General features: G+C 64.6%; 24 protein-coding genes. 10 read left to right on the top strand and 14 right to left on the bottom strand.

Annotated elements, in window-relative coordinates; translation table 11 throughout:
• Nucleotides 1-79: 79 nt before the first annotated feature.
• Entirely contained in the window at nt 80-496 is a 417-nt protein-coding gene (gene dksA, locus EH240_RS10265; protein ID WP_124997855.1) for an RNA polymerase-binding protein DksA, read from the bottom strand.
• A 266-nt stretch (nt 497-762) separates the two neighbouring features.
• On the opposite strand from dksA, the gene EH240_RS10260 reads away from it, so the two are divergent.
• From EH240_RS10260 to EH240_RS10245, 4 genes are all read left to right on the top strand, one after another.
• Entirely contained in the window at nt 763-1,266 is a 504-nt protein-coding gene (locus EH240_RS10260) for a SixA phosphatase family protein (RefSeq protein ID WP_124997754.1), read from the top strand.
• A gap of 63 nt (nt 1,267-1,329) precedes the next feature.
• Nucleotides 1,330-2,802, top strand: a complete 1,473-nt coding sequence (locus EH240_RS10255) for a YcjX family GTP-binding protein (RefSeq protein WP_124997752.1) — start codon at nt 1,330-1,332, stop codon at nt 2,800-2,802.
• Nucleotides 2,799-3,875: a YcjF family protein gene (locus tag EH240_RS10250; protein WP_124997750.1), complete on the top strand. Its 1,077-nt coding sequence runs from the start codon at nt 2,799-2,801 to the stop codon at nt 3,873-3,875. Before EH240_RS10255 ends, EH240_RS10250 begins: the two co-directional genes overlap by 4 nt.
• A gap of 112 nt (nt 3,876-3,987) precedes the next feature.
• A complete protein-coding gene (locus tag EH240_RS10245; protein WP_124997748.1) occupies nt 3,988-4,542 on the top strand; it encodes a hypothetical protein in 555 nt (184 codons plus the stop codon).
• 73 nt (nt 4,543-4,615) lie between these two features.
• Here the strand turns inward: EH240_RS10245 and EH240_RS10240 are convergent, their stop codons facing one another.
• The gene (locus EH240_RS10240; protein ID WP_124997746.1) at nt 4,616-4,882 is read right to left on the bottom strand and encodes a hypothetical protein; all 267 of its coding nucleotides are present in this window, start codon (nt 4,880-4,882) and stop codon (nt 4,616-4,618) included.
• 273 nt (nt 4,883-5,155) lie between these two features.
• Here EH240_RS10240 and EH240_RS10235 point away from each other — a divergent pair, with 273 nt between their 5' ends.
• Both EH240_RS10235 and EH240_RS10230 read left to right on the top strand, forming a co-directional pair.
• A complete protein-coding gene (locus EH240_RS10235; protein WP_124997744.1) occupies nt 5,156-6,991 on the top strand; it encodes a monovalent cation:proton antiporter-2 (CPA2) family protein in 1,836 nt (611 codons plus the stop codon).
• An 11-nt stretch (nt 6,992-7,002) separates the two neighbouring features.
• Nucleotides 7,003-7,551 carry a DUF924 family protein gene (locus EH240_RS10230; RefSeq protein WP_124997742.1) on the top strand — a complete coding sequence of 183 codons (549 nt, stop codon included), beginning with the start codon at nt 7,003-7,005 and terminating at the stop codon, nt 7,549-7,551.
• A gap of 66 nt (nt 7,552-7,617) precedes the next feature.
• Here the strand turns inward: EH240_RS10230 and folK are convergent, their stop codons facing one another.
• From folK to folP, 3 genes are read right to left on the bottom strand one after another with little or no spacing between them, the layout of a single operon-like run.
• On the bottom strand, nt 7,618-8,130 hold the full coding sequence (folK, locus tag EH240_RS10225) for a 2-amino-4-hydroxy-6-hydroxymethyldihydropteridine diphosphokinase (protein WP_124997740.1): 513 nt from the start codon (nt 8,128-8,130) through the stop codon (nt 7,618-7,620).
• Complete coding sequence (folB, locus tag EH240_RS10220; protein ID WP_124997738.1) at nt 8,114-8,473, bottom strand: dihydroneopterin aldolase; 360 nt, start codon at nt 8,471-8,473, stop codon at nt 8,114-8,116. Before folB ends, folK begins: the two co-directional genes overlap by 17 nt.
• Before the next feature lie 2 nt (nt 8,474-8,475).
• The gene (gene folP / locus EH240_RS10215; protein ID WP_124997736.1) at nt 8,476-9,330 is read right to left on the bottom strand and encodes a dihydropteroate synthase; all 855 of its coding nucleotides are present in this window, start codon (nt 9,328-9,330) and stop codon (nt 8,476-8,478) included.
• A gap of 84 nt (nt 9,331-9,414) precedes the next feature.
• On the opposite strand from folP, the gene EH240_RS10210 reads away from it, so the two are divergent.
• Nucleotides 9,415-10,035: a DUF922 domain-containing Zn-dependent protease gene (locus tag EH240_RS10210; protein ID WP_124997734.1), complete on the top strand. Its 621-nt coding sequence runs from the start codon at nt 9,415-9,417 to the stop codon at nt 10,033-10,035.
• Nucleotides 10,036-10,312: 277 nt separating this feature from the next.
• Nucleotides 10,313-11,800 carry an MDR family MFS transporter gene (locus tag EH240_RS10205; protein WP_124997732.1) on the top strand — a complete coding sequence of 496 codons (1,488 nt, stop codon included), beginning with the start codon at nt 10,313-10,315 and terminating at the stop codon, nt 11,798-11,800.
• Between the two features lie 5 nt (nt 11,801-11,805).
• On the opposite strand, the gene EH240_RS10200 is transcribed toward EH240_RS10205, so the two are convergent.
• The 3 genes from EH240_RS10200 to EH240_RS10190 form a co-directional block, all read right to left on the bottom strand.
• On the bottom strand, nt 11,806-12,837 hold the full coding sequence (locus EH240_RS10200) for an NAD(P)/FAD-dependent oxidoreductase (protein ID WP_124997730.1): 1,032 nt from the start codon (nt 12,835-12,837) through the stop codon (nt 11,806-11,808).
• A 93-nt stretch (nt 12,838-12,930) separates the two neighbouring features.
• Nucleotides 12,931-13,251, bottom strand: a complete 321-nt coding sequence (locus tag EH240_RS10195) for a 2Fe-2S iron-sulfur cluster-binding protein (RefSeq protein ID WP_124997728.1) — start codon at nt 13,249-13,251, stop codon at nt 12,931-12,933.
• A gap of 166 nt (nt 13,252-13,417) precedes the next feature.
• Nucleotides 13,418-13,786 (bottom strand): Hpt domain-containing protein, encoded by a 369-nt coding sequence (locus EH240_RS10190; RefSeq protein WP_124997726.1) that lies wholly within the window; start codon nt 13,784-13,786, stop codon nt 13,418-13,420.
• A 291-nt stretch (nt 13,787-14,077) separates the two neighbouring features.
• On the opposite strand from EH240_RS10190, the gene EH240_RS10185 reads away from it, so the two are divergent.
• Nucleotides 14,078-20,152 (top strand): apolipoprotein A-IV repeat region-like domain-containing protein, encoded by a 6,075-nt coding sequence (locus EH240_RS10185; protein ID WP_124997724.1) that lies wholly within the window; start codon nt 14,078-14,080, stop codon nt 20,150-20,152.
• A gap of 64 nt (nt 20,153-20,216) precedes the next feature.
• Here the strand turns inward: EH240_RS10185 and EH240_RS10180 are convergent, their stop codons facing one another.
• The 5 genes from EH240_RS10180 to EH240_RS10160 all read right to left on the bottom strand — a co-directional run bounded on the left by EH240_RS10180 (nt 20,217) and on the right by EH240_RS10160 (nt 24,645).
• Nucleotides 20,217-20,534 carry a DUF6968 family protein gene (locus EH240_RS10180; RefSeq protein WP_124997722.1) on the bottom strand — a complete coding sequence of 106 codons (318 nt, stop codon included), beginning with the start codon at nt 20,532-20,534 and terminating at the stop codon, nt 20,217-20,219.
• Nucleotides 20,535-20,570: 36 nt separating this feature from the next.
• Nucleotides 20,571-21,161, bottom strand: coding sequence for an ABC-type transport auxiliary lipoprotein family protein (locus EH240_RS10175; RefSeq protein WP_124997853.1), 591 nt, complete (start codon nt 21,159-21,161; stop codon nt 20,571-20,573).
• An 88-nt stretch (nt 21,162-21,249) separates the two neighbouring features.
• Complete coding sequence (locus tag EH240_RS10170; RefSeq protein ID WP_124997721.1) at nt 21,250-22,623, bottom strand: MlaD family protein; 1,374 nt, start codon at nt 22,621-22,623, stop codon at nt 21,250-21,252.
• A 14-nt stretch (nt 22,624-22,637) separates the two neighbouring features.
• Nucleotides 22,638-23,456 carry an ABC transporter ATP-binding protein gene (locus tag EH240_RS10165; RefSeq protein ID WP_124997719.1) on the bottom strand — a complete coding sequence of 273 codons (819 nt, stop codon included), beginning with the start codon at nt 23,454-23,456 and terminating at the stop codon, nt 22,638-22,640.
• Nucleotide 23,457: 1 nt separating this feature from the next.
• Nucleotides 23,458-24,645 carry an ABC transporter permease gene (locus EH240_RS10160; protein ID WP_124997717.1) on the bottom strand — a complete coding sequence of 396 codons (1,188 nt, stop codon included), beginning with the start codon at nt 24,643-24,645 and terminating at the stop codon, nt 23,458-23,460.
• A 77-nt stretch (nt 24,646-24,722) separates the two neighbouring features.
• Between EH240_RS10160 and dgcA the strand changes: the two genes are divergently transcribed.
• The gene (gene dgcA / locus EH240_RS10155; RefSeq protein WP_124997714.1) at nt 24,723-25,706 is read left to right on the top strand and encodes an N-acetyl-D-Glu racemase DgcA; all 984 of its coding nucleotides are present in this window, start codon (nt 24,723-24,725) and stop codon (nt 25,704-25,706) included.
• Here dgcA and EH240_RS10150 read toward each other — a convergent pair.
• On the bottom strand, nt 25,677-26,891 hold the full coding sequence (locus tag EH240_RS10150; RefSeq protein ID WP_124997712.1) for an MFS transporter: 1,215 nt from the start codon (nt 26,889-26,891) through the stop codon (nt 25,677-25,679). The genes dgcA and EH240_RS10150 overlap by 30 nt on opposite strands.
• Between the last annotated feature and the right edge of the window lie 41 nt (nt 26,892-26,932).

Here is a 26,932-nt window from a genome sequence, read left to right as displayed (position 1 = left end):
TCTGCAGCCGGCGCAAGACTGCCCAAAAAGAATGGCCGGGAAACCCGGCCATTCTTCAATCCTTGCCTGCCTACCCGCATCAGTCGTCGCGGTAGACCTTCTCGCGGCGCTCATGGCGCTCCTGCGCCTCGATCGACAGCGTCGCGATCGGGCGGGCGTCGAGCCGCTTCAGCGCGATCGGCTCGCCGGTTTCCTCGCAATAGCCGTACGTGCCTTCGTCGATGCGCTGCAGCGCGGAATCGATTTTCGAGATGAGCTTGCGCTGGCGATCGCGGGCGCGCAGTTCGATGGCTCGGTCGGTTTCGGAAGAGGCGCGGTCAGCCAGATCTGGGTGATTGGCGTTTTCTTGCTGAAGGATTTCGAGAGTTTCACGCGCCTCGCGAAGGATATCGTTCTTCCATGTGACAAGCTTCATGCGGAAGTAAGATTTCTGCCGTTCGTTCATGAACGGCTCGTCTTCGGAGGGTACGTAATCGGCGGTAGCGATATCGTTCATTCGACTCACCCAACAACCCCAAATTTGGCGCCTATATATTCGCGGACCGAAGGCTGCACAAGCGCAATCGGCGACGGTTTCACGCAATTGTTAATGTCGGGCAGGCAAGCACAGACGAGGCCTTTCGCAATAAGGGCACGGCCGAATTCCTGCATGATTCGTTGCGCTTGTGCGGTGTCAGCCATTGTGCGTAGAGGGATTTCCTGGCTAATCCCATAACGCTTTGGACAGATTTTCGTTGCTTGGCGCCAGTCGAGGGGAATCGAGTGAGCAGACTCTGCCTGTTGAGGCATGCGAAAGCCGGGTGGGCGCTGCCGGGCGTGCGCGATTTCGATCGCCCGCTCGACGAATCGGGCATGGCCGACGCCGAGGCGATGGGCGACGCCATGCGGGCCCGCAACTATGTGCCGGACGTCACGCTCTGCTCCAACGCTAAGCGGGCGCGGCAGACGCTGGAAGGCCTCGCGGGCCGTACCGACACCGGCCGGGTGCTGTTCTTCGACACGCTCTACAGCGAGGATGCCGCCGGCTACCTCGAAATCATCCGCCGGAATGGCGGGACCGGCTCATTGCTGGTCATCGGCCACAATCCGATGACGGAGGACCTCGCCATGGCGGTATCGGGCGACGGCGACGAGACCGCGCGCGGCATGCTCAACCACGGCTTTCCCACCTCCGGCCTCGCCGTCGTGCGTTTTCCCGGCAGCCTCGGTGAGGCGGGTCAAGGCAACGGCTATCTCGAAGCCTTTCTCACCCCCGCCGATCTCTGACACCATTTCAAACGCCTTGCCCAAGGCCTATATCGGGCCCTGACGGGCGACCCAGAGGCAGATTTGGCATCATCGCTGACCACTTTCACCGACGAGGCAAGGATTGCGCTCGACACGCTGTCGGGCCGTGCCGCCGGGCTCTTCGCTCCATCGCTGCGACTGGGTGTCACCGGTCTTTCCCGCGCCGGCAAGACAGTGTTCATTTCCGCTCTCGTGCACAACCTTATCCATGGCGGGCGGCTGCCGCTGTTCGAAGCGCAGAAATCGGGCCGCATCGCCCGCGCCTTCCTCGAGGAGCAGCCGGACGACGCCGTCCCGCGCTTCCAGTACGAGGACCATGTCGCGGCCCTGGTCGACCACCGCGTCTGGCCGGATTCGACGCGCGCCATTTCCGAGCTGAGGCTCACCATCGAGTACGAGTCGGCCTCCGGCTGGAACCGGCTGTTTTCGGCCGGAAAACTGTCGGTCGACATTGTCGACTATCCCGGCGAATGGCTGCTTGACCTGCCGCTGCTCGGCAAATCCTTCGCCGATTTCTCCCGCGAAGCGGTCGAACTTGCGGCCTTGCCCGCGCGCTCCGATCTATCGCAAGCCTGGCGGGAGCTGGCTTCGACCATCGATCCGGATGCCGACGCCGACGAGATGACGGCGCGCCGTCTCGCCGAAAGCTTCACCGCCTACCTCAAGGCCTGCAAGCTCGACGAACGCGCGCTTTCGACGCTGCCGCCCGGCCGTTTCCTGATGCCGGGCGATCTCGAAGGCTCGCCGGCGCTCACCTTTGCGCCGCTGGTGAAGCTGTCGGAGCGACGCCCCCGTTCCGGATCGGTACAAGCGATGATGGAGCGCCGCTTCGAGGCCTATAAGACGCATGTCGTAAAACCGTTCTTTCGCGAGCACATCGCCCGCCTCGACCGTCAGATCGTGCTGATCGATGCCATGCAGGCGCTCAACGCCGGCCCGGCCGCTATGGCCGATCTGGAGCGGGCCGTCACCGAAATCCTCTCCTGTTTCCGGCCAGGGCGCGGCAATTTCGTCACCGACCTGTTTTCCAGACGCATCGACCGCATCCTGGTGGCGGCGACCAAGGCCGACCAGTTGCACCATGAGAGCCACGACCGGCTGCAGGCGATCGTGCGCAGGCTGGCCGATCGGGCGGTGGCGCGGGCGAATTTCAGCGGCGCCGCCGTCGATGTGGCCGCCATGGCCGCTATCCGGTCGACCCGCGAGGGCACGGTCAAGCAAGGCCGCGAGACATTGCCGGTCATCATCGGCACACCATTGAAAGGCGAGCAGATCAACGGCGATACATTCGACGGCAAAACCGAAACAGCCATATTTCCCGGCGACTTGCCGGAAAAAGTCGATGCAGTGTTCGATGTTTCCGGGCCGCAGGCGGAAAACAATGAACCGGCGATCCGCTTCGTGCGTTTCCGTCCGCCCAAGCTCGAACGCACGGCCGAAGGCGTCACGCTCTCGTTGCCGCATATCCGGCTCGACCGCGCGCTGCAGTTCCTGATCGGAGATCACCTGGCATGACCCGCAAACCGGCGGCCTTCCGCATCGAGCCCGAGCCAGCGCCGAGGCAGGAGGCGCCGCGGAAGCAGCGCGCCGACGAACGGCCCGCGCGCAAGCCGCAGGCCGCCCGGTCAGACGTCGCGGTCGTCATTCCTTCGGAAATCGACGTCTTCGACGAACCGGACATCGAGCAGGCCGCGCCGCCTCCGGCGACCGCCCCAAGGAAACGCTCGCTGCTCGCCCGTCTGTTCTTCGGCGCCTTCGGCGTGCTGGTCTCGCTCGCTGTCGGCCTGTGGACGGACCAGCTCATCCGCGACCTGTTCCAGCGCGCCGAATGGCTGGGCTGGCTGGCGGCCGGCATGGCGGCGATCGCGCTTTTGTCGCTGCTCGTCATCCTCATGCGCGAATTCCTGGCAATAGCGCGCCTCGCCGAAGTCGAGAAGCTGCAGCGGCGGGCCTTGGATGCGGTAGCACGCGATGATCCCAAGGCCGCGCGCGCATTGGTCGACGAGCTTTCCGCTTTCGTCGCCGCAAAACCCGAGACCGCGGCCGGCCGGCGCTCGCTTGCCGAACTGCGCGGCGAGATCATCGACGGTGGCAATCTGGTGCGGCTCGCCGAAACCGAGATCCTGTCGCCGCTCGACGCCCGTGCCAAGACGATGATCCTCGAGGCCGCAAAGCGCGTCTCGCTGGTGACGGCGGTCAGCCCGCGCGCGCTCGTCGACGTCGCCTATGTCGTGTTCGAGGCCGGCAGGCTGATCCGGCGCCTTTCGGAACTCTATGGCGGCCGCCCCGGCACGCTCGGCTTCTTCCGGCTGGCGCGCGGTGTGCTCGCCCATCTGGCGGTGACCGGTTCGATCGCCGTCGGCGACAGTTTCGTGCAGCAGATCGTCGGCCATGGCTTGGCCGCGAAACTCTCCGCGAAGCTTGGCGAAGGCGTGGTCAACGGCATGATGACCGCGCGCATCGGCATTGCGGCGATGGAAACGACGCGCCCGCTGCCGTTCATCGCGGCAAAGCGACCGGGGCTAGGCGATTTCCTCTCGGCGTTGACTTCGTTCGCGACGCGAAAGGAGAGCCAAAGCGAACAATAAGGCCGAGCGGTAAGGTAAATGCGCAAACGGCCGCCAGTGACGAAGCATTAACCAATCTTCTTCATGGTCACTCTGGTTCCAACAGCAGACTCGTTCGTGCCGGGTGTTGTCTATGAAAAGCGTACTCTTGTCCTGCGTCATGGCCGCAACCGCCGCGGTCGCCGTGCCGCTTGGCTTTGCCGAAAGGGCCTTTGGCGCAGAGCCTGACAAGCAGTTTTTCCGCTCGGTCGAAGGCAAATGGGTCGGCCCTGGCGAAATCATCGCCGGCAAATACAAGGGCACGAAATTCACCTGCAATTTGAACGGCTCCACGCCGGACGGCAAGCTCGGCATGACGCTGGACGGCGATTGCCGGGTCGGCGTCTTCACCCAGAAGATGTCCGCGACCGTCGAACGCAAGGGCCGCGAGGGTTACAAAGGCAACTTTATGGGCGGCTCCGCCGGCAACGGACTCGACATTATCGGCGGCAACGTCGTCGATGCCCAGAAGGTGGTCTTCACCATCAACCGCAACCAGTTGAACGGCGTCATGCAGGCCCGTATCCCCGGCGACAATTCGATGACCGTGACGGTCGCCGTGCGTGTCAACAAGCAGCTGGTGCCGGTCATCGGCATGAGCCTGAAGCGGATCGACGCGGTCGAGGTCGGCTCCATCGCCAAAAACTAGAGCAAGCGAGGTCAGCCGGGTAAACAAAAGGCGGTAGCCACCTGGCTACCGCCTTCTTTCGTTTTGACGTCGCTCAACCCTTGATGGCGGCGGTTACTTCGTCATAGGCCTTGCAGGCTTCGTCCAGCGTCGTGGCGCTCTGATATTTCGTTGTCACGGCCTGCACCTTGGCCGTCAGGTCGGCCGCCTTGCTCGGATCCTTGGTGACCGCTTCCTGAAGCGCGGCGGCCATGTCCTGCGCCTTCTTGGCGGCGATCTCCTGCGTGCACTCCGGTCCCTTCGAACAGGCTGAGCCGGCCAGCGCCGCAACACCAACGGCAACGAGCAAAAAGTTCTTCATGTCAGTCATCTCCTCAAAAAAGGCAGCGGCCCATCACCGCTGCCTTCCAATGGCCGAAGCCCAATGGCCAAAGCCGACCGTGCCTTAACCTCTGATTGTGGCGACACGCAACGACCGGGCCGCGTAAACTTGTGTAACGAAGCTGCAACAGGACTTTGCCTGGGGCCGTCGTCTTTTCCCACTAAAAGCCCTGCTCTTCCTGCCAGGCTCGCCGCCCTTGCCTCTCGGTCACCCTGCATGCAAGGAGTGCTTCGAGACAACGGGACGACAGGCATGGCGGCTGAAGCATCGAGCAGCGATCTCGTACAGGTAGTGGCGCTGCTTGCTGCCGGCGTGGTCGCCGTGCCGATCTTCAAGCGTATGGGGCTGGGTTCCATCCTCGGTTACCTTGCCGCCGGCGTGGTCATCGGGCCGTTCGGCCTTCGCGTCTTTTCCGAATCGGAAGCCATCCTTCACGTCGCCGAGCTCGGCGTCGTCATGTTCCTGTTCATCATCGGCCTGGAAATGCAGCCGTCTCGGCTCTGGGGCCTGCGCCGCGAGATCTTCGGCCTCGGCGCGCTGCAAGTCGGCGTCTGCGCCGTTCTCTTGACGCTCGTCGGGCTGGCCGGAGGCTTTCCGATCGCGCAATCCTTCGTCGCCGGCGCCGGCTTCGTGCTGACATCGACGGCGATCGTCATGCAGCTGCTCGAGGAGCGCGGCGAGATCGCCACGCCCAAGGGCCAGCGCATCGTCTCGATCCTTCTGCTCGAAGACCTGATGATCGTGCCGCTTCTGGCGCTGGTCGCGTTCCTTGCGCCAGGCGGAGCTGATACCAGCCTGTCCGAACGGTTGACCGAGGTCGGCATCGGCGTCGCGGCGATCGTCGGGCTGGTTGTGGCGGGACGCTATCTGCTCAACCCGCTCTTCCGCATCCTGGCCGATGCCCGCGCCCGTGAGGTGATGACGGCTGCAGCGCTGCTCGTGGTGCTTGGATCGGCTTTAGCCATGCAGCTTTCCGGCCTGTCGATGGCGATGGGCGCCTTCCTCGCCGGCGTGCTGCTCTCCGAATCGACCTTCCGCCACCAGCTCGAAGCCGACATCGAGCCGTTCCGCGGCATCCTGCTCGGCCTGTTCTTCCTCGCCGTCGGCATGTCGCTCGATCTCGGCGTCGTCGCCCAGAACTGGCGGCTCGTCGCCATCTATGTCGTCGCCTACATGACCATGAAGGCGCTCGGCATCTATATCGTCGCGCGCATGCTCAAGAGCGGCCACCGCGAGGCGCTCGAACGCGCCGTCTTCATGGCGCAAGGCGGCGAATTCGCCTTCGTGCTCTATTCCTCGGCGGCCGCGGTCGGCATCATCGACGGGCAGGCCAATGCCACGCTGACCGCCATCGTCATCATCTCCATGGTGCTGACGCCCTTGGCAATCGCGGCGCTGCGCTATCTCACGCCACGCGACGAGCAATCGCTCGAAGGCGTCGACATTGCCGACGGCCTCACCGGCAGCGTGCTGATCATCGGCTTCGGCCGCTTCGGCCAGATCGCCAGCCAGCCGTTGCTTTTGCGCGGCCTCGACGTCTCGATCATCGACAACGAGGTCGAGATGATCCAGGCGGCGGCCGATTTCGGCTTCAAGGTCTATTACGGTGACGGCACGCGGCTCGACATCCTGCATGCCGCCGGCGCCGGCCGGGCGCGCGCCGTGCTGATCTGCGTCGACAAGCCGGACGCCGCCGTGCGCATCGCGAAGCTGATCAAGGCCGAGTTCCCGCTGGTCACCATCCTGGCGCGCGCCTTCGACCGCGGCACCGCGCTGCAGCTTGTGCGCGCCGGCGTCGACTATCAGCTGCGCGAGACCTTCGAATCGGCGTTGGTCCTCGGCGGCTCGGCGCTGGAGGCGCTGGGCGTCGACCCGGAAGAGGTCGCCGATGTCATCGAAGATGTTCGCCGCCGCGACGAAGCCCGCTTTGAAACGCAATTGGCCGAGGGCGTGCGCGCCGGCCAGCGCTTCCTGAAGGGTAATATCGGCACGCCGATCCCGACGCCGCTGACACAGCCCCGCCACGCCGGCCGGGCGCTGAATGAAGAGACGGCCGGCGTGCTGAACAAGGCAGAAACGAAGAGCTGATGGGGTAACGCATGGCAGTGCTCGACGCGCGAGCGCTTTCCGTCACCAAATTCTGGCGCGATGCCGGCGAAGACGCCTGGTTCGAGAAGAACGACGCGTTCGACGCGGATTTCCGCAACCGCTTTCTGGAATTGCACCATGCCGCCGCCCGGCGCGAATGCGACGACTGGAACGCGCATGCCGAAGGATCGCTGGCGCTGATGATCCTGCTCGACCAGTTCCCGCGCAACTGCTTCCGCGGTACCGGACATATGTATGCGACCGATCCGCTGGCGAGGTATTTCGCCGACAGGGCGATCGCCGCCGGCCAGGATCTGGCCCTAGAAGAAGCGCTCCGCGTCTTCCTTTATCTACCCTTCGAGCATTCGGAATTGCTCGCGGACCAGGAGCGGTCGGTGGAGCTCACCGCTGCGCGGGCGCCGGACTATCTCAAATACGCCAAGGAGCACCTGGAGATCATTCAGCGCTTCGGCCGCTTTCCGCACCGAAACCGGATGCTTGGCCGCGAGACGACGCCCGAGGAAAAGGTATTTCTCGACGGCGGCGGCTTCTCCGGCTGACAGCCGGAGCAATTCCAGGAAACGTGTGTAACGGTTTTCCGTCCGGAATTGCGTGAAAACTACGGCTCAGCCGAGCCACCATTCCCGGCCCGACGGCAGCCGCTCTATCCCCGATGCGTCGACAGCGCCGAGCCGTTCCGACACGCTTTTGCCGCCGACTGCGAGGTCGGGCGCAATTTCGGCCAGCGGCGCCAGCACGAAGGCCCGCTCCAGCATGCGCGGATGCGGCACTTCGAGACCGGTCTCGTGGATCACCCGGTCGCCGAACACCAGGACATCGATGTCGATCAGGCGCGGCCCCCAGCGCTCCTCGCGCACCCGCTTCAACCGCTTTTCGACGTCCAGGCAAAGATCGAGCAAGGCGCGCGGCGACAGCGCCGTTTCGATCGCGGCCGCTGCGTTGAGGAAATCCGGCTGGTCGAGCTTGCCCCAGGGCGGCGTGCGGTAGAGCGAGGAGACGGCCGTGACGCGCGTCCTGTCGTCGCCGTCAAGCATGCGCAGCGCCGCGGCCATGGATTTCGCCGGATCGCCGAGATTGCCGCCGAGACTGAGGTAGACGGCGCTATTGGGGCCAGACAACGGTCACCTCGACATGATCGAGCACGCCCGGCACCGGGGCGTTCGGCTTGCGCACCGTGATCTCGGCTTTCCTGATCTGCGGAAACCGCGCCGCCAGCGCCTTCGCCACTTCCAGCGCCAGCGCCTCGATCAGGAAACGCCTATGCCCGGTGACGATCTTCTCGATGACCGCAAAGGCGACGCCGTAGTTGACGGTGTCCTCGATGGAGTCTTCCTCCAGCGGGCGGCTGGGCTCGACGGTGAGTTCGGCGTCGATATAGAAACGCTGGCCAAGCGTCTCCTCCTCGTCCAGCACGCCGTGCCGGGCAAAGAAGGCGCAGTTCTTCATGCGGATGACATACATGCTCAGCGTCCGGGCGGAAGGTCGGTTTCGCGCGCCAGCATAGCATCGGCCACCGCCAGCGCATCCACGTTGATTGCGACATCGTGCACGCGAAAAAGATCGGCTCCTTTGAGCCGCAGGATGACGCTGGCGGCCGCGGTGCCGGCCGCTCGCTCGGCAGGCTCGCGCCCAGTGACGGCGCCGATGAAGCGCTTTCGCGACGTCCCCGCCATCAGCGGAAAGCCAAGCGCCTGAAGCTCGGAGAACCGTGCCATCAGGTCGAGGTTTTCCTCCGTCGTTTCCTTGGCGAAGCCGAAGCCGGCGTCGAGCACGATCTGTCCGTCGGCGACGCCGCTTTCGCGCGCGATCTCCAACGACTTGCGCAGGAACCGGAACTGGTCCTCGATCGCGTCCGGCAGCTTCTGCCGTTCGCGTCCGGTGTGCATGATGATCAGCCCCGCGCCGGTCTCGGCCGCGACGCGCGCGATGCCGGGTTCGCGCTGCAGGCCCCAGACATCGTTGACGATATGCGCGCCGGCAGCAACGGCACGCCGCGCGGTATCCTCGCGATAGGTGTCGACCGAAATCAGCGCCGCGCCCGATGCCGCGAGCGCCTCAATCACCGGCAGCACCCGCGCCTGTTCTTCCTCTGCGGTGATCGGGGCAAAACCCGGCCGCGTCGATTCCCCGCCGACATCGATGACGGCCGCCCCCTCTTCGGTCATGCGGCGCGCCTGGGCTATCGCTTTCTCCGGCGCGATGAACAATCCACCGTCGGAAAAACTATCCGGCGTGACGTTGAGGATGCCGACGACGACCGCCTTCGGGCCGAGGTCGAGATGGCGTCCATGCGCGAGCTGCCATCGCCTTGTCGTCATTGTCCATCAACCATCTGTGATCCGCGCGAAATCAATTCCGTTGCGCCGGCAACGGCCGTAAAGCAAGGTGCGAGAAGAGGCAACATGATGAACCGCTCCCTGCTCTGCGCCCTGATGCTTTCGCTCGCCGCCATGCCGGCCGGCGCGGCCAGTCTGGTCAAGACATACAGCTATTTCAGCGTTGGCGGCCGCACGTTGGGCGATATCGAAAACCAGCTGACGAAAAACGGCCCGGAGGTGAAGAGCACCGGCTCCAGACATCCGGGCGCAACGCAGATGGCCTTCACCACCCGCGCCAGCTACGCGCAGACGGCGAATTCCTGCCGTATCGCGAACGCGCAGGTAACCGTGAAGGTCAAGGTGATCCTCCCGGAATGGCGGCGGTCGCGCAAGGCCGGTCCGGACGTCAGGCTGTTCTGGGACACGCTGTCGGCCGACATCAAGCGCCATGAGGAGCGCCACGTCGAGATCGCCAAGAATCACGCGCGCGAACTCGAGGACGCGCTGAAGGCGACTTATCCGCAAAAAACCTGCGAAGCGGCGAAGGCGAAGGCCGCCGAAATCTCGGCCGCCGTCCTCGCCAAGCACGATCGCGCCCAGGTGCAGTTCGACCGCGTCGAAAGCGTCAACTTCGAAAGCCGGATCATCCGGCTCCTGCGCTACCGGATGCAGCGCATCCAAAGCGGCCAGTTGCCGCCGGCTTGACCGTGGAGTGGGGTGCTGGCTGCGAAGGCCACTTCCACGGAAACGTAGTGCCAGATTCGAAAAACTTTCGAGCGGCGGTCGAAAACGGCCTATATCGAACGACATGTATCGGGTTCGCCGTCCGGCGGGCTTTGGAAACACGAGACCACCAACGACAGGCGGAAGTCGCCCCGCATCGGCAGCTTCGTGCGGACTGCGCGCCAGCCTTTGAGAGCCAGCCACTGTTTTGAAAGCCAGCCTTTTTTGAAAGCCAGCCTTTGTTTTGAAAGAACGACGCATGGACCAGACCGTCGACAATCGCACGACGATGGCGACAACCGCCTCGCCTTCGATCACCGAGAGCGAGAAGAACGCCATCATCGGCGGCGTTCTCTTGTCGATGCTTTTGGCGGCGCTTGACCAGACCATCGTCGCCCCTGCTCTGCCGACCATCGCGCGCGCGCTCGGCCATGCCGAATACCTGCCCTGGATCGTCACCGGCTATCTGCTGACGGCCACCGCGATGGCGCCGCTCTACGGCAAGATTTCCGACGTCTATGGCCGTCGGCCGGTCATCTACGCCGCTATTTTGATCTTTCTCCTGGGATCGCTGGTCAGCGCTCTGGCCCCCAACATGCTGGTGCTGGTCATCGGCCGGGCGATCCAGGGCGCGGGTGGCGGCGGCTTGTTCGCGCTGACGCAAACCGTCATTGGCGATCTCGTGCCGCCGCGCGAGCGGGCACGCTACGCCGCCTGGATAGCCGGCACCTGGGCGGTCGCCAGCGTCGCGGGTCCGCTGCTTGGCGGTATCTTCGCAGAGCACCTGCACTGGTCGCTGATCTTCTGGATCAACCTGCCGATCGGCTTCCTGGCGATGGCGATCATCAACAATCCGCTGAAGAAGCTGCCGATCGCGGCCAAGCACCACCGCATCGACGGGCTGGGCGCGGTGCTTCTGGTGATCGCCACGGCGCTGCTGCTCCTGGCGCTCAACTGGGGCGGCAGCACCTATCCGTGGTTCTCATCGGAAATCCTCGGGCTGGTGGCCTGCTCGGCCGTGTTCTGGGCGCTGTTCGCGCTGCGGCTAATGAGGGCCAGCGAGCCGCTGATCTCACTCGAAGTGCTGGGCAATCCGATCGTGCTCGCCGGCACGCTGTCGATGTTCCTGCTGCAGGCGGCAAACATCGGCGCCTCGGTCTACCTGCCGGTCTATCTGCAGTCGGTCGTCGGGCTCTCGGTCAGCGAATCCGGCACCGCCATGCTCGGTCTCCTGCTCGGCACCGTCGCCGGCGCCACATTCAGCGGCCGCATGATTCCGCGCTTCGTTCATTACAAGCGCATCGCCATGGTCGGCGTCATCTTGGCGATCGTCTGCATCGGCGTGCTCAGCGCCATCGCGGGACAAGCCTCGCTGCTCGAAGTCGAAATCCTGACGACCCTCATCGGCCTGGGCAGCGGCACGACCTTCCCGGTCAGCACCGTCTCGGTCCAGAACGCGGTCGATCGCGCCCATCTCGGCGTCGCCACCGGCGTCCTGACGTTCCTGCGTTCGCTGGGCGGCGCGCTTGGCGTTGCCCTGCTCGGGGCCGTCGCGCTCGGCTACGGCCTGCCGCTCTCAGCCGAGGGCTCGCAGACGCATATCGAGCTGACATCTGCGATGCCGTTCGTGATGATCTTCCTCACCGCCGGCATCACGCTCGTCCTGGCATTGATCGCGCTGGCGCTGATGCCGGAAAAGCCGCTGCGCGGCAAGGACGAGCAGGCCGCGCCCGTGCTCGCCGAATGACGGCATCAATCGTGGACGCCGAGCTTCTTCTGCAGGCTGGTCGACGAGGTCGTGTACTGGAAGACGATGCGCTCGCCGGGGCTGACGATGCGTTTGGCCGCCTGCGCCATCAGGGCGACCTCGTGGAAGCCTGACAGGATCAGCTTCAGCTTGCCCGGATACCAGTTGATGTCGCCGACGGCGAAGATGCCGGGAACCGACGTCTGGAACTTCTGGGTGTCGACCGGGATCAGGTTCTCGTGCAGGTTCAGCCCCCATTCGGCGATCGGCCCGAGCTTCATGGTGAGGCCGAAGAACGGCAGCATGCGGGTGCAAGGCACCTCGACATCGCCGTCCGGACCGCCCTTGATGGTCGCGGATGACAACTGGCCGTCGGCCCCGGCGAGGCCGCTCACCTGACCGACCAGGAATTCCAGCTCTTTCATCTCCTGCATGGCATACATCTTGTTGACGCTGTCGGGTGCGGCCCGGAACTCCGGGCGCCGGTGGACGAGCGTCACGCTTTTGGCGATCGGCTGCAGGTTGAGCGTCCAATCGAGCGCCGAATCGCCGCCGCCGACGATGACCAGATCATGGCCGCGAAATTCCTCCATGCGCCGGACCGAATAGAAGACGCTCTTGCCTTCATAGGCCTCGATGCCCGGGATGGGCGGGCGCTTGGGCTGGAACGAACCGCCGCCAGCGGCGATCACCACCACCTTGGCCTCGAATATCTCGCCTTCGTCGGTGGTGATGCGAAAGCTGCCATCCTCGAGCTTTTCGAGGCTGGAGACCATACGGTTGAAGGTGAAGTCGGGCCTAAAGGGGTGGATCTGCTCAAGCAGCTTGTCGACCAGGCCCTGGGCAGTGATCAATGGCCAGCCGGGAATGTCGTAGATCGGCTTTTCCGGATAGAGCTCGGCGCATTGCCCGCCGGGACGGTCGAGGATGTCGATGAGATGGCACTTCATATCGAAGAGCCCGAGCTCGAATACGGCGAACAGGCCGACCGGCCCGGCCCCGACAATAAGTGCGTCAGTCTTGATTGTATCGGTCATACGATGCGCCTTGTGCCAAACTGGCGCGACACTGCATGAGCATTGGCCTGCTGCCAAGCAGCCACCGGCAAAATTGGAAAATGCAGAGTTGGTTCAGCCCTGGCGTTCGGGCACCCGGACGACGAGCCCGTCGAGCGCGTCGCGCACCTTGATTTGGCAGGACAGGCGCGAGTTCGGCCGGACCTCGTAGGCGAAATCCAGCATATCCTCCTCCATCGCCTCCGGCTCGCCGACTTCGGCCGTCCAAGCCTCGTCGACATAGACATGGCAGGTCGCGCAGGCGCATGCGCCGCCGCATTCCGCCTCGATGCCGGGCACCGCGTTGCGGATCGCGTTTTCCATGACGGTCGAGCCGTTTTCGGCTTCCACGTCGAATTGGGTCCCGTCATGGGCGATGTAAGTCAGCTTGGTCATTGGTCACCTGAGGGAGTCGCAGCGGAGATAATCACTCCACCGCACAAGTCAACTGCGGCGGGAAAACGCCACCAAATGGCGTTTTTCAGAAGGTGGCTGTTCGCCGGCGCCGAGGCGCGGCGGCGGGCTGGAAGCGCGTCGCTCGAATCTTCTCAAGCACGAGGTTTCAGCGGCTGATGGCGGCGATGAAGTCCCGCACTTCCTCGATCAGCACCCCAAGCTTTTTCAGGGTGCGGGCGTCCTCGGGCTGCTTTTCGATGACTGCCGCGCATTCGGCGACGGCAAAGGCCCCTATGCCGCACGCCGAGCCCTTCAGGCTGTGCGCCAGGAGCACCCGCTCCTTGGCATCGGCTTCGAGGATCTTGTCGCGCACCGAAAGCGCCTGCTGCACGAACATCGCCAGCACTTCCTGCTCGAGCGCGCGATCGTCCATCGTCTGCCGCGCAAGATGGGCCAAATCCACAGGTCGCGAACCTGCCGTCCCCGACACGTCGCCGCCGGGCATGGAAAACGCAACTCCACTTTCGCCACGCATACGCACTGCAACTCCTACAAAAGGCGGTCAGCCGCCAAAAAAATAGGCGATCCCCGTCGCCATCGGGTTAACGGTTGCCAGGGAAAAATGTTGTCACGGAGGCAGCCCAAATCACGCCTCCGTTAACCTTATATTTAAAGTTTTACGTATCGCCCGGAATGCATGTTTTCTTTACCCCAGTGTGTCATTACGATACGAACGTCCATTTTCAGCCTCCTGTCTGGGACCAGACAAGCCAGAATCAGGCCAAAATCATAAGTCCCGCGGCAGCTAGTACAGGGTAGCGAAGGCATGGCTAAGAAACCGACGACGACCAAATCTCTCGAGAGCGACGTAGCCGCGGAACTGGAAAAGGCGCTTGACCTCGACCTCAACGGCGACGACGGCGGGCTCGACATGGCGGCGTCGATGGAAGATCTCGAGGCCCAGATTTCGGCGGCCGCGGACGAATTGGCGCGTGAAGGCCGCAGCCAGAGAATCGAGCCGGCAAATGAGCCTCAGGCCGCCAAGGCAACGCCTCAGTCAAAGCCGGCGGAGCTGCGCCCGGCCGAATCGCGCGGTTCGCAGCCGGCCGGTTTCACGCCCGCCAATGACGATCGCCAGAAGGATTACCGGACGCTTTTGCAAAGCCTCAACCGGCGTGCGTCGAGCACCGTCTACTGGGTCGTAGCGTTCGTTTCGATTGCCTGGATCGCAGGCGCCGGCGGCCTCGCCAACCTTCTGTTCGGTCCGAGCATCTGGAAGATCCGCACCTTCGACCAGTTCTTCGCCCGCCCCGAGCTGATCGGCCTGGCGGTTGCGGTGATCATCCCGGTCATTCTGTTCTGGGCATTCGCCGCGATGATCCGGCGCGCGCAAGAAATGCGCATTGCCGCGCAATCGATGACCGAAGTGGCCTTCCGCCTCGCCGAGCCGGAAAACCTGGCCCAGGACCGCGTCATGATGATCGGCCAGGCCGTTCGCCGCGAGGTAGCGGCCATGGGCGAAGGCATCGAGCGCACGCTGGCGCGCGCCGTCGAGCTCGAAACGCTCGTCCACAGCGAAGTCAGCCAGATCGAGCGCTCCTATTCCGAGAACGAGGCCCGCATCCGCTCGCTGGTCGACGGCCTCGGCAGCGAGCGCGAGGCGGTTGTCACCCATGCCGAACGCGTGCGCGCTTCGATCCATGGCGCCCATGAGACGCTGCGGGACGAGATCGGCGCCGCCAGCGACATCATTCGCGACTCGATCCTCAATGCCTCGACCAAGCTGTCGATGACGATCAACAATTCCGGCGACACGCTGATCGATCGCATCAACGAAAGCTCGACGTCGATCTTCGATTCGGTCGAAACCCGGCTCGATTCGATCACCGACCGCCTGTCGACCTCCGGCGAAGCCTTCGCCAGCCTGCTCGACACCCGCATCGCCAAGCTGACCGACACCACCGACGGCCTCACCCGCTCGCTGACAGACCTGCTCGACGACCGCACCAGCGGCATGGTCTCGCTGCTCGGCGGAGCGGCGCGCACGCTAAACTCCGAATTCGAAGCGAGCCTCAACGGCATCGAGCGGACGCTGGCCGAGCGCGGCCAAGCGTTGATCAGCGAGTTCCAGACCCGTGCCGAGGCGCTCGATACCGGCACGCAGAAGCTCAACGCCGCGCTCGAGGCGCGTGCCCGCCAGATCAACGAGACTCTGGTCGAACGTGCGCGCGAGATCGCCAACACCTTTGCCGAGAGCAAGGATACGCTGTCGGCGATGATCGACCAGGGCAAGACACAGATCGGCGCGGATATGGCCGACATCATCTCGTCGACCTCGTCCATGCTCGAAGCCCGCGCCACCGATTTCGCCGGACGCATGGAGGCCGCCCGCCACGTCGTGTCGCGTTCCTTCGACGCCGACATCCAACGGCTGGCCGATGCCCGCGTCGGCATCGAGGAGGCGGTCGAGAACCACAGCCTCAAGCTTTCCGAGAGCCGCGACCGCATGGCTGCCGCCATGCAGGAGGATCTGGCGAAATTTGCCGAGGGCCGCGCGGCAATCGATGCCGCGGTCACCGACCAGGTGCAGAAGCTGGCGGAAGGCCGCAATCTGATCTCGCGCGCCCTGGAAGAGGACCTGCGCAAGGTCAACGAATCGCGCGCCGCCATCGACGCTTCGCTGGGCAGCCATCTCGAGCAGCTCGAAGAGGGTCGCAACCGCCTCTCCCAGGCATTGAACGAAGACTCGGGCAAACTCGTGCAAGCCCGCACGATGATTGATGAAATGGTCGCTGGCCATGTTGGCAAGCTGGCCGAGGGCCGCAACATTCTGGCGCGTGCGCTGGAAGCCGATCTCGGCAAGCTGGCGGACAGCCGCGCCTCGATCGACGGCCTCGTCGCCGGCCAGGTCGAGAAGATCGCCGAAGGGCGTGCGGTGCTTGCCAAGGCGCTCGAGACCGACATCGTCGGCATCAGGAGCCTGATCGAGACCCATTCGACCAAGCTCGCCGAGGATCGGGGCGAGCTCAGCCGCGCCCTGGAGAGCGACCTCGGCGGCATCCGCGACCTGATCGACAGTCACGCCGGCAAGCTCGCGGACGACCGCAGCCTGCTGTCGCAGACGCTGGAGGCCGACCTTGCCAAGCTCGCCGAGAGCCGCGCGTCGATCGACGGCCTGGTCGCCGGCCAGGTCGAGAAGCTCGCCGAAGGCCGCGACATCCTCAAGCGCGCGCTCGAAGCAGACCTCAACACGATCAAGGGCGCCATTGCGGGACACTCCGACAAGTTGGTGGAAGAGCGCGCTCAACTGTCGAAGGCCCTGGAGGCCGACCTGCAGACTGTCGGCAGCGCGATATCCGATCACCAGAACCGGCTTGTGCAGGATCGTTCGGTGCTGTCGAAGTCGCTCGAAGACGATCTGGCGAAGCTCGCCGAGAGCCGCTCCTCGATCGACGGCCTGGTCGCCGGCCAGGTCGAGAAGCTCGCCGAAGGCCGCGATATCCTCAAGCGGGCCTTGGAAGCGGACCTCAACACCATCCAGGGCGCCATCGTCGATCATTCGCAGAAGATCACCGACCACCGCGCCGAGCTGTCACGCGCCCTCGATGCCGACATGGCCAATGCCAGCGGCCTCATGCAGACCCACGCCGACAGTCTCTCGCAAGACCGCGCGATGCTGTCCAAGGCCCTGGAGGACGACCTCGCCAAGCTGGCCGAAAGCCGCTCCAGCATCGACGGCCTGGTCGCCGGCCAGGTCGAGAAGCTCGCCGAAGGCCGCGACATCCTCAAGCGTGCCCTGGAAGCCGACCTTGCCAAACTGGCCGAGAGCCGCGCCGGTCTCGATGGGCTGGTCTCCGGCCAGGTCGAGAAGCTCGCCGAGGGTCGCGATATCCTCAAGCGCGCTCTTGAAGCCGACCTGCAGAAGTTGGCCGAAAGCCGCTCCGAAATCGACGAGGTCATTGCCGGCCATGTCGGCAAACTGTCCGAAGGCCGCAACACGCTAGCTCGCGCCCTCGAGGAGGATCTCGCCAAGCTCGCCGAAGCGCGCAAGGACGTCGACCGTTCGGTGTCCGGCCACATCGACCAGATCGCCGCCAAAAGCGGCGACATCTCGGCGGCGATCTCGGCCGATGTCGAGAAGATAGAGCAGGCCTTCAGCCGCCAGACCGGCATCATCGAAGAGCGCGCCAGCACCATGGAGCGTGCGCTCTCGACCGGCGTCGACAATGTCCGCGGCGTTCTCGAAAAGACCGCCGTCTTCGTTGCCGGCGCGCTGCGCGACAAGGTGATGGAAGTCACCAGCGCGCTGCACGAGCAGGCCGGAGCCGCCTTCAGCGACGCCGACCGCAAGATCGCCGAACGCGCCGAGCAGACCTCGGCCGCGCTGCTCGCCAGGGCCGAAGACATTGCCAACGCCTTCGAGCAGGCCGACCGCCGCCTGCACGAGCGCGCCCAGGACACCTCCAGCATGCTGATGGCCCGCGCCGACGATGCGTCCAACGCGCTCATGGCCCGCGCCGAGGAAACCGCCGACAAGCTGGCCGCGCGCGCTGGCGAGATCGCCGGCACTTTCGACGCCGCGGACCAGAAGCTGGTCGCTCGGGCAGTCGAAACGGCGCAGTCGCTTGCCGCGCGCGCCGGCGACATCCTGCGCAACTTCGAGGGCGCCGACGAGCGGCTGGGCATGCGCATCACCGAATCGGCCGAAGCGCTGGCCGCACGCGCCTCCGATCTCGGCCGCATCTTCGATGCCGCCGACCAGCATCTGATCTCGCGCATTGCCGAGGGTTCGGAAGCATTGTCGTCGCGGGCGTCCGAAATTGCCCGCATCTTCGACGACGCGGACAACCGCCTGGTGTCGCGCATCGCCAGCAGCACTTCGACCATCGGCGAGCATGCCGACACCATTGTCGGCGCGTTCGCCACCACCGAGCAGCGCGTCGCCGATCGTGCCCGGCAGACCGGTCAGGAACTTGCCGTCCACGCCCGCGAGATCGAGCAGGCGCTGGCCGGTGCCGACGAGCGGCTGGCCTCGAGCGCCGCTGCTGCGGCGGCCCGCGTCGAGGAGCAAGTGGCGAGCGTCGAGAACCGCCTCGCCTACACCGCCGAAACGATGGGCCAGAAGCTCAACGAGCAGGTCTCCGGCGCCGAAGCGCAGCTCATCTCGCGCGCCAACGTCATCGCCGAAACCTTCACGGCGGTCGGCCAGCATATCGGCCAGAGCACCAACGAGGCGGCAAAGACCATCGGCGCCAACACCCGCGAGCTCAACACCATGCTCGCGGCGCGCTCCGCCGAAATGTCGAGGATCCTCGACGAGACGGCGCGCCCCCTGGTCGAGCGCTTCGCCCAGGGCGGCTCGGAACTTCAGAGGAGCATGGAAGAAGTCACCGAACGGGCGGCCGAGAAGCTGCGCAGCGAAAACGCAAATCTCGTCAACGCGCTTGCCAGCCGCACCGCCGAGACGCTTTCGGCGGTCGAGGGCGCGCGCTCGACGCTGGCCGACAGCGTTGCCGACCTCATCGGCCGCATGACCACCTCCAGCGCCCAGCTCGGCCAGCTGATCGACCAGGCGGCCGTCAATCTCGGCCATGTAGAGGAACGCCTCACCGGCAGCACGCAGAGCTTTGCCACCACCACGGAAAAGGCAGCCCAGACCTTTGCCAGCTCGGCGCGTCTCGTCGATTCCAACACGACGCGGCTCACCGATCTGTCGTCGGCGACGTTGCGCGAGGTCGCCTCGATCGCGACCAAGTTCGACGAGCACAGCCGTCTGCTGTCGAGCGCCTCGGACCTGCTGAGCTCCGCGCAGAGCAATCTCGAGCACACGCTGGAGCGGCAGTCCTCGCTGGAAGACCTCGCCGTCGGCCTGGTCAAGAAGTCGGAAGACCTCGAAAAGGTCATGCGCTCCTTCGAGAGCCTTGTCGGTCAGACGATGCAGAACGCCGAGGGCCGGACGATGGAATCGGCGGAGAAGATCCGTACGGCCATCGCCGATGTCGTCGATTCGGCGACGCGTCGCTTCGCCGATGCCACCGAGGAGATGCGGCGCACCGCGGGCTCCATCAAGAGCGAGCTCGACCTCACCCGCGCCGAACTCAAGAAGGGCGTCATCGAGATGCCGGAAGAAGCCAAGGAGTCGACCTCGGCTATCCGCCGCGCCGTCTCCGAGCAGATCAACGCGCTCAAGGAATTGTCGGATATCGTTGCGAAATCCGGCCGCAGCGGCAGCAGCGAGGCCGGCGAGCCCCGCAGCCTGCGTCCCGCGCCGCAGGCGCCTGCCCGCCCCGCCGAGCAGCCGCTGCGCCGCCCGGCGGCGCCGCCGCAGCCTCAGCCGGAGCGCCAGACCCCGCAGGCGCCGCTCGGCGAGACGACCCTGCGCGGCGCGCTCGATCTCGAGCGTCCCGCAGAGGCGCCACGCCGCGATCCGAACGGCCGCACGGCGCAGGGGGGGTGGGTGCGTGATCTTCTGACCAACGCTTCGCGCGAGGAAGAGCTGAAGCCGGCGGCGCCGGCGGAAGCGCCGCGCGCGGCCCCCGCCCAGCGCTCGCCGCTGCATGTTATGGAATCGCTCAACTCGTTGTCCGTCGACATCGCGCGCGCCATCGACCACGACGCCTCGATCGAGCTGTGGAACCGCTATCGCCGCGGCGAGCGCGACGTGTTCACGCGCCGCCTCTACACGCTGAAAGGCCAGCAGACCTTCGACGAGATCCGCCGCAAGTATCAGACCGAGGCCGAGTTCCGCGCCGCCGTCGACCGCTACTGCGACGATTTCGAGAAGCTGCTCAAGGATGTCTCGCGCAACGACCGCGACAACATCATGGCGCAGACCTATCTGACGTCGGATACCGGCAAGGTCTACACCATGCTAGCCCACGCCAGCGGCCGCCTGCAGTAAGCCGGGCCTATCGAGGATATGAAAAAGGCGGGCCGAAAGCCCGCTTTTTTCATATGGCTCATGTTCAGAAACTGCTGCCAGGATCCAAATCACGAATTGAATTGGCTATAGGCAATCCGAGGCTTCGCTGATCGAGCCATAGTACTTGGCGTCCGTTATTTTCGCGTTCTGACAAAAGTTCAGCATGGGCCATTTGCATTGCGAGCAATAGCGCCTGCACCTCGTCGACCGCGTAAGCTTTTCGAAAACGTGAGCCTTCCGGCCATGCTATTTCATACCGGCACTGGAAATGTCCGCCCTGCTCGGGTTCGGGCAAAAAGAACCGGCAGGTCACCTCCGCTCCATCGACCGAAAATGTCCTTTGAACAAAACTGACGGCCATCATTGCCTCCAAGTACAGCGGCGGCTTTGCTGGCCTTCAGATCACCGAATCCGTCCAGCGCACGATATCCTTCGCCGCCTGCCCAAACGCACTGTCGAGCGCGCCGACATAGGCGGCGTTGCCGCTGCCCGACACCGGTGCGCTCGCCGTGAAGCTCTTCGAGGCGCGCACCTCGCCGTTGCGGTCGTTGAGGATGCGCACGAACAGGTCGACATCGGCATGTTCGCCGCCGTCGACCCGGACTTCGAAGGAGCGGACCTCGACGATGACCTGGTAGTCGATCGCCAGCCCCTCGCCCGGCTTGCCGACGCCGGCGAAGCTGCCGGAGCGCTGGAAGGTCTCGGCGAGCCTCGCCTGCACGATCAGCGGAAGGCGGTCCGCCCATTGCGCACCCTTGAGGAACTGGATCGACTGGTCGGACGGCCTGATGACGATGTTCTGGCTGTCCAGCGCCTTCAGCGCCGAGGGCTGGGCGATCAGGATCTGACGGCGGCTGTGGCCGCGCATGCCGACCGGCGGAGCGGAAAGCTCAAACGTGTCGAGCGGCGCCGGCTTGCCTCCCAGTGCCGCGCAACCAGCAAGCGTCAACACGAGCGCCGCGGCAGCGACCGACTTCAACCCTCTCACCGACTTCACGCGCGATCCCCGTTGTCCCCGGATCTGACGATCAACTTACAGCTGCACCCCATCTTCTTGGCGTCCACGGCAGCCGAAGTCAACGCCGCGCCCTGCCGTCGAACTGACGGACCTCTCCTTCGCCGCCCGTCAGGATGCGCTGCGGGTTGCGGCTGAGATCGCTCACCGCTTCCTCGATGCGGTTGATCGAGCGCCGGCTATCCTGCACCAGCGCTTCCACATTCTGCAGCCCCGAGCCGGAGAAGCGCGACAGATTGTCGACGATAGTGCCGAGGCGGGAGTTCAGCGTGTCGGCAACCTGCTTGAAGGATCTCAGCGTCGCCCTGGCGTCGGCCATCACGCCATTGGCCTCGCCGGATCCGAGAAGCTGGTCGACCTTGGCAAGGATGCCGTCGACGCGCTCCGAGGCGTCGTTTAGGCGCTGCGCGAGCTGGCGGGCGTCCTTGATGGTCTCATTGATGTCGTCGGAGCGGTTGGCGATCTTGTCGGTGACCTTGGCGATGTCGGCGGCCGCCTTGTTGGCGTTGTCGCTCGCCTTCTGGATATTGGCCAGCGCGGAGCGAACATCCGCGGGATCGATGCCGTCGAGCACGCCGTTGACCTTGGCGAGCGTCCCTTGCGTCTGCTTGGCGAAATCGTTGATCGAGCCGACCGCCGTGTTGACGTTTTCGATGGTCGTATCGAACTGCTTGCTGGTTTCCTTGAGGTTGGCGGTCACCGTGTCGACGTTGGCGACGATGCTCTTGATCTGGTCCTTGTCGACCGAGTTGAGCAGGCCCTCGGCCGCCTTCAGAGTGCTGTCGAGTCGGCCCGACACACTCTGCAATTGCTCCGAAAGCGAGCTCACGGCGGACAGGAACTTGTCGATGCCGTCTGAATTCTTGGCCAGCGCGTTGGAGAAGGTCTCGACGTTCTTGACGGTCTGCGTCAGCGGACCGCGAACGTCCTTGGTGAAGCCCTCGAGTTCGGAGAGCACCTTGTCGGCCCGGGTGAAGATGTTCTGCGCCGTCTGCAGAAGGTTCGTCACGGCCGACGGGTTGGCGACGATCTCCGGAACCCTGCCCTCCTTCTCGGCCTGGTCGAGCAGCTTCACTTCCTTGGGATCGGCGCCCTTCAGCTCGATATTGGCCTGGCCGGTAAGGCCGGCAAGCCCGATATCGGCCTGCGTCGACTTGGTGATCGGCGTCATGCGGTCGATCTCGGTGTCGGCGATGGCGACGGTCGGGTTGTCGACGTCGATATAGACCCGTTTGACGTCGCCCACCTTGACGCCGTTGAAGAGCACGAAGCTGCCGCGGCCGAGGCCCGAAGCCGAGCCCGGGATGCGCACGCGCAGGAGAGTCGTCTCGCCACGCTCGCCGATTGCGGCCGTCCAATAGACGAAGGCGAAGGCCGCGAGGATCGCGGCCAGTGTGAAGATGCCGACAATTACGTAGTTGGCTCTGGTTTCCATTGCCTCACTTATGGCTATGCGCGCGCCGCAAGATCAAGCTGCCGGGCACGTTTTCCGCGGAAATAGGATTTGACCCACGGCTCCTCGCTCTTCAGCATGTCGTCGATCGTGCCTTCGACCAGCACCCTCTTCTTGCCAAGAACTGCCACGTGGTCGCAGGCGGTGAACAGCGTGTCGAGGTCATGCGTGACCATGTAGACCGTCAAATCCATCGTATCGCGCAGCTTGACGACCAATTCGTCGAATTCGGCCGCGCTGATCGGATCGAGGCCCGAGGTCGGTTCGTCGAGGAAGACGATGTCCGGATCGAGCGCCAGCGCGCGCGCCAACGCCGCGCGCTTGATCATGCCGCCCGACAGCTCGGAGGGGAATTTCTGCGCCGCGTCCGGCGGCAGCCCGACCAGCTCGACCTTCAGCATGGCGAGCTCGTCCATCAGCTTCTTCGGCAGGTCGAGATATTCGCGCATCGGCACCTGCACGTTCTCCTGCACCGTCAGCGCCGAGAACAGCGCGCCGTGCTGGAACAGGACGCCAAGCCGCATGTCGACACGCAGGCGCTCGACCTCGCTTGCCTTGTCGACGTCGAGGCCGAACAGCTTGATGGTTCCCGATTGCTTCGGCATCAGCCCGAGGATGGTGCGCAACAGGACGGACTTGCCGGCGCCGGAGGCGCCGACGAAGCCCAGGATCTCGCCACGCTTGATGTCGAGGGAAAGCTTGTCGAGGATCAGCTTGTCCTCGATGGCGACGGTGACGTCCCGCACCGAGAGCACGATCTCGTTCTCACCCGCGCTCTGCGCCGTCTTGACCCCGTTGCCGCTTGCGATTGCCATCTCAGAACTCGATCGCTGCGTAGAACATGGCGAAAAGCCCGTCGAGGATGATGACGACGAAGATCGATTTCACCACCGAGGCGGTCACATGCCGGCCGAGCGATTCGGCGCTGCCGCCGACCTTCATGCCCTCGACCGACGCGATGGTGCCGATGATCATGGCCATGAACGGTGCCTTGATCAGTCCGGCGAAGATGGTGCTGAGGTCGATGGCGACACGCAACCTGTCGATGAACGCGGCCGGCGGAATGTCGGAATAGAGCCATGCGGCGATGATGCCGCCGCCCAGAGCGGCAAAATTGGCGATGATCGTCAAGCATGGCAGCGCGATCACCAGCGCGACGAGCCTTGGAAATACCAGCACGCCGATCGGGTTGAGCCCGATCACCTTCAGCGCGTCGACCTCCTCGCGCATCTTCATCGAGCCGATCTCGGCGGTGATGGCGCTCCCCGAACGGCCTGCGATCATGATTGCCGTCATCAGCACACCGAGCTCGCGCAGGATCAGCACGCCGACGAGGTCGACGACGAAGATGTCTGCGCCGAAGTAGCTGAGCTGATAGGCGCCCTGCTGGGCAACGATGGCGCCGACGATGGCCGACATCAGCACCACCACGGGAATGGCGCCGACGCCCATGCGGTCGATCTGATTGAAGATCGCGGCCGGGTTGACGGCATGGCCGCGGCCAAGCTTCATCTGCGCGCCGCGGATGGTGGCGCCGAGGATGTTCATCGAGGCGAGGAAGTCGTCGCGCATCTCGTAGACGCGGCGGCCGACCAGCTCCAGCGCGCGCAGGATGATGTTGGGCGGGCCGGCCGGCCCCGATTCGGGCTCGCGCCGCACCGCGTCGCCGACGGCGCCGAGCAGGATTGAGGCGATCTCGCTCTGCCCCTGCACATGGACCTCGACGCCTTTCTTCTCGAAGGCGCTGGCCAGCCGATCGATCACCCAGGCGCCGGCCGTGTCCATCTTCTCGATCTGGGAAAGGTCGAGCATCAACGTCTTGGCGCTGTCGCGCTTTTCGATCTTGCGCATCTCGCCGTCGACCGAGGCGACCGTCCGCGTCGTCCAGACACCGGAAAAGGCGCAGCCCAGCACACCGCCTTCCTCGCCGACGGCAATGCGCGGCTGGTGATTGGCTTCACCGGCGGGCGTGCGGCTTGCGTCGCGTTTGCGGATGGTCAACATGGCGTCCTGTTTAGCGTGACGGCGCTGGCGTGTCGATTTGCCGGCAGACCGGTGTCGCACAGCCGGAGAAGAAAAATATGGCGCGTGTCATTTCGGTCGAGGCGGAGCGATTCCCGATCGCGGGCACCTTCACCATATCGCGCGGATCGAAAACCGAGGCCGAGGTCATCACGGTGACGATCGGTGAGCATGGGCACACCGGCCGCGGCGAATGCGTTCCTTACAAGCGCTACGGCGAGACCATGGAGGGCGTGCACGCCGCAATCGAGGCCATGCGCGACCAGATCGCCGGCGGCATCGATCGCGCCGCCCTGCTGGCCGCGATGCCGGCCGGCGCGGCCCGCAACGCCATCGACTGTGCCCTGTGGGACCTTGAGGCCAAGCTGAGCGGCAGGCCGGTGACGGACACGATCGGCGCTGCTTCGCCGAAGGCGCTGGAAACCGCCTACACGCTGTCGCTCGCCGAACCTGAGGCGATGGCCGCGCAAGCGCGTGCCAATGCCTCGCGGCCACTGCTCAAGGTCAAGGTCGGCGGCGACGACGACATGGCGAGGATTCGCGCCGTGACGGAAGCGGCTCCGCAAAGCCGCATCATCCTCGACGCCAATGAGGGTTGGACGGACACCAACATCGTCGAGAATCTCGCATTCGCGGCGGAGCACCGCATAGCGCTCATCGAGCAGCCGCTGCCGGCCGGCCGTGACGGCATCTTGCGCGAAATCGCGCATCCCGTGCCGATCTGCGCCGACGAAAGCGTGCACGAGGCGAGGAATCTCGAAGCGCTCGTCGGCCTCTATGACGCCGTCAACATCAAGCTCGACAAGTCGGGCGGACTGACCGAAGCGCTGAGCCTTCGCGATCGTGCCCGCGAGCTGGGTTTCGGCATCATGGTCGGCTGCATGGTCGGCACGTCGCTCGCCATGGCGCCGGCAGTGCTGCTTGCCCAAGATGCCGATTTCGTCGACCTCGACGGGCCGCTGCTCTTGGCGCGCGATCGCGATCCCGGTCTCATCTACCAGGGATCGCTGGTGTCACCCCCTGACCGGATGCTGTGGGGCTGAGCGTGCGGCAAGCCCGATCAACGCCAGGCCGACAATCGCGATCGGGATCATAGCCAGGAACCCATCGACGCCGAGACGGTCGTAGAGCGGGCCGGAGGCGAGCGTCACCGCGGCCATGAAGAAACCGTTGAAGAAATAGGCAATGCCTTGCGCGGCGCCCGTGCGCTCTTCGGAAACCGTTTCGCCGATCATCTTCTGCAGGCCGATCAGCACCATCGCCACCGACACCGCATGCAGGGTCTGGACGCCGAAGAAGCCGGCGATGCCCAGGCCGAGCGGCCAGATCAGCGGAAAGGCGATCCAGCGCACGACCGAGCCGATGCCGGCGATCACCATCACCTTGGCAACGGAAACCGAGGCGAAAATGCGGTTGAAGAACAAAAACATGCAGACTTCCGACACCACCCCCCAGGCCCACAGCAGCCCAACGACGGAATCACTGATGCCGATCGACTTCCAGTAGATCGACACGAAGCCGTAGAGGAAGGCATGGCTGGCGGTGATGATGCCGACGCCAAGGGTGAAATAGAGGAAATAGGCGTTGAAGAGGCTCGGCGCCGAATGCTGGATGTCGGTCGCCGACAGCGGCGACGCCTTGCGCGGCCGTCCCATGCGAGGCGCCCACAACCCTGCGACAAGGGCTGCGGCAAGAGCCACGAAGATGATCACCGGAACGGCTTGCGGACCCGTGGCTGCGAGGATGAAGCCGCCTGCCACATTGGTGCAGAAATAGGAGATCGAACCCCATTTGCGCATGGCGGTGTAGTTCGAGCCGAAGCGGCGCACGCCCGACAAGGCCAGCGAATCGGCCATCGGCGAATGCGGCGTCCAGGCGATCGAGAGCAGCAGCGATACGGCCAGCACGCCCGCATAGGACGCCGGCAGGAAATAGCCGGCCGAAATGATAATCGTGGCCGCGACAAGCGCGATATAGACGTTGGCGCGATCCTTTGCCCGATCGGCCAGCGCGGTGAGTATCGGCGTCGTCACAACGCGCAGGAACATCGGCGCCGCCAGGATGACGGCGATCTGCTCGGCGTGGAAGCCTTTCGCCTGCAGCCAGAGCGGAAAATAAGGCAGATGCGTGCCCTGCGACACGAACAATGTCGCGAAGATCAGGCTCATGCGCAGTTCGAAATGGGCGGGCTTGACGAGTTGTTCAGGCGATAGCGGCGGCAGCGACATGAATCGATCCAATTACGCTGCATTCCACGACCCGCAACGCG

The organism is Mesorhizobium tamadayense (genome assembly GCF_003863365.1).
GTDB lineage: Bacteria > Pseudomonadota > Alphaproteobacteria > Rhizobiales > Rhizobiaceae > Mesorhizobium > Mesorhizobium tamadayense.
Note: the sequence above shows the minus strand (reverse complement) of the source record. Positions and strands in the feature narration are given on the sequence as shown.

Coding starts and splice junctions, on each gene's coding strand:
- dksA (WP_124997855.1), bottom strand. CDS start 496: ATGAACGATATCGCTACCGCCGATTACGTACCCTCCGAAGACGAGCCG.
- EH240_RS10250 (WP_124997750.1), top strand. CDS start 2,799: ATGACCCGCAAACCGGCGGCCTTCCGCATCGAGCCCGAGCCAGCGCCG.
- EH240_RS10245 (WP_124997748.1), top strand. CDS start 3,988: ATGAAAAGCGTACTCTTGTCCTGCGTCATGGCCGCAACCGCCGCGGTC.
- EH240_RS10240 (WP_124997746.1), bottom strand. CDS start 4,882: ATGAAGAACTTTTTGCTCGTTGCCGTTGGTGTTGCGGCGCTGGCCGGC.
- EH240_RS10235 (WP_124997744.1), top strand. CDS start 5,156: ATGGCGGCTGAAGCATCGAGCAGCGATCTCGTACAGGTAGTGGCGCTG.
- EH240_RS10230 (WP_124997742.1), top strand. CDS start 7,003: ATGGCAGTGCTCGACGCGCGAGCGCTTTCCGTCACCAAATTCTGGCGC.
- folB (WP_124997738.1), bottom strand. CDS start 8,473: ATGTATGTCATCCGCATGAAGAACTGCGCCTTCTTTGCCCGGCACGGC.
- folP (WP_124997736.1), bottom strand. CDS start 9,330: ATGACGACAAGGCGATGGCAGCTCGCGCATGGACGCCATCTCGACCTC.
- EH240_RS10210 (WP_124997734.1), top strand. CDS start 9,415: ATGATGAACCGCTCCCTGCTCTGCGCCCTGATGCTTTCGCTCGCCGCC.
- EH240_RS10205 (WP_124997732.1), top strand. CDS start 10,313: ATGGACCAGACCGTCGACAATCGCACGACGATGGCGACAACCGCCTCG.
- EH240_RS10200 (WP_124997730.1), bottom strand. CDS start 12,837: ATGACCGATACAATCAAGACTGACGCACTTATTGTCGGGGCCGGGCCG.
- EH240_RS10195 (WP_124997728.1), bottom strand. CDS start 13,251: ATGACCAAGCTGACTTACATCGCCCATGACGGGACCCAATTCGACGTG.
- EH240_RS10190 (WP_124997726.1), bottom strand. CDS start 13,786: ATGCGTGGCGAAAGTGGAGTTGCGTTTTCCATGCCCGGCGGCGACGTG.
- EH240_RS10185 (WP_124997724.1), top strand. CDS start 14,078: ATGGCTAAGAAACCGACGACGACCAAATCTCTCGAGAGCGACGTAGCC.
- EH240_RS10180 (WP_124997722.1), bottom strand. CDS start 20,534: ATGGCCGTCAGTTTTGTTCAAAGGACATTTTCGGTCGATGGAGCGGAG.
- EH240_RS10170 (WP_124997721.1), bottom strand. CDS start 22,623: ATGGAAACCAGAGCCAACTACGTAATTGTCGGCATCTTCACACTGGCC.
- EH240_RS10165 (WP_124997719.1), bottom strand. CDS start 23,456: ATGGCAATCGCAAGCGGCAACGGGGTCAAGACGGCGCAGAGCGCGGGT.
- EH240_RS10160 (WP_124997717.1), bottom strand. CDS start 24,645: ATGTTGACCATCCGCAAACGCGACGCAAGCCGCACGCCCGCCGGTGAA.
- dgcA (WP_124997714.1), top strand. CDS start 24,723: ATGGCGCGTGTCATTTCGGTCGAGGCGGAGCGATTCCCGATCGCGGGC.
- EH240_RS10150 (WP_124997712.1), bottom strand. CDS start 26,891: ATGTCGCTGCCGCCGCTATCGCCTGAACAACTCGTCAAGCCCGCCCAT.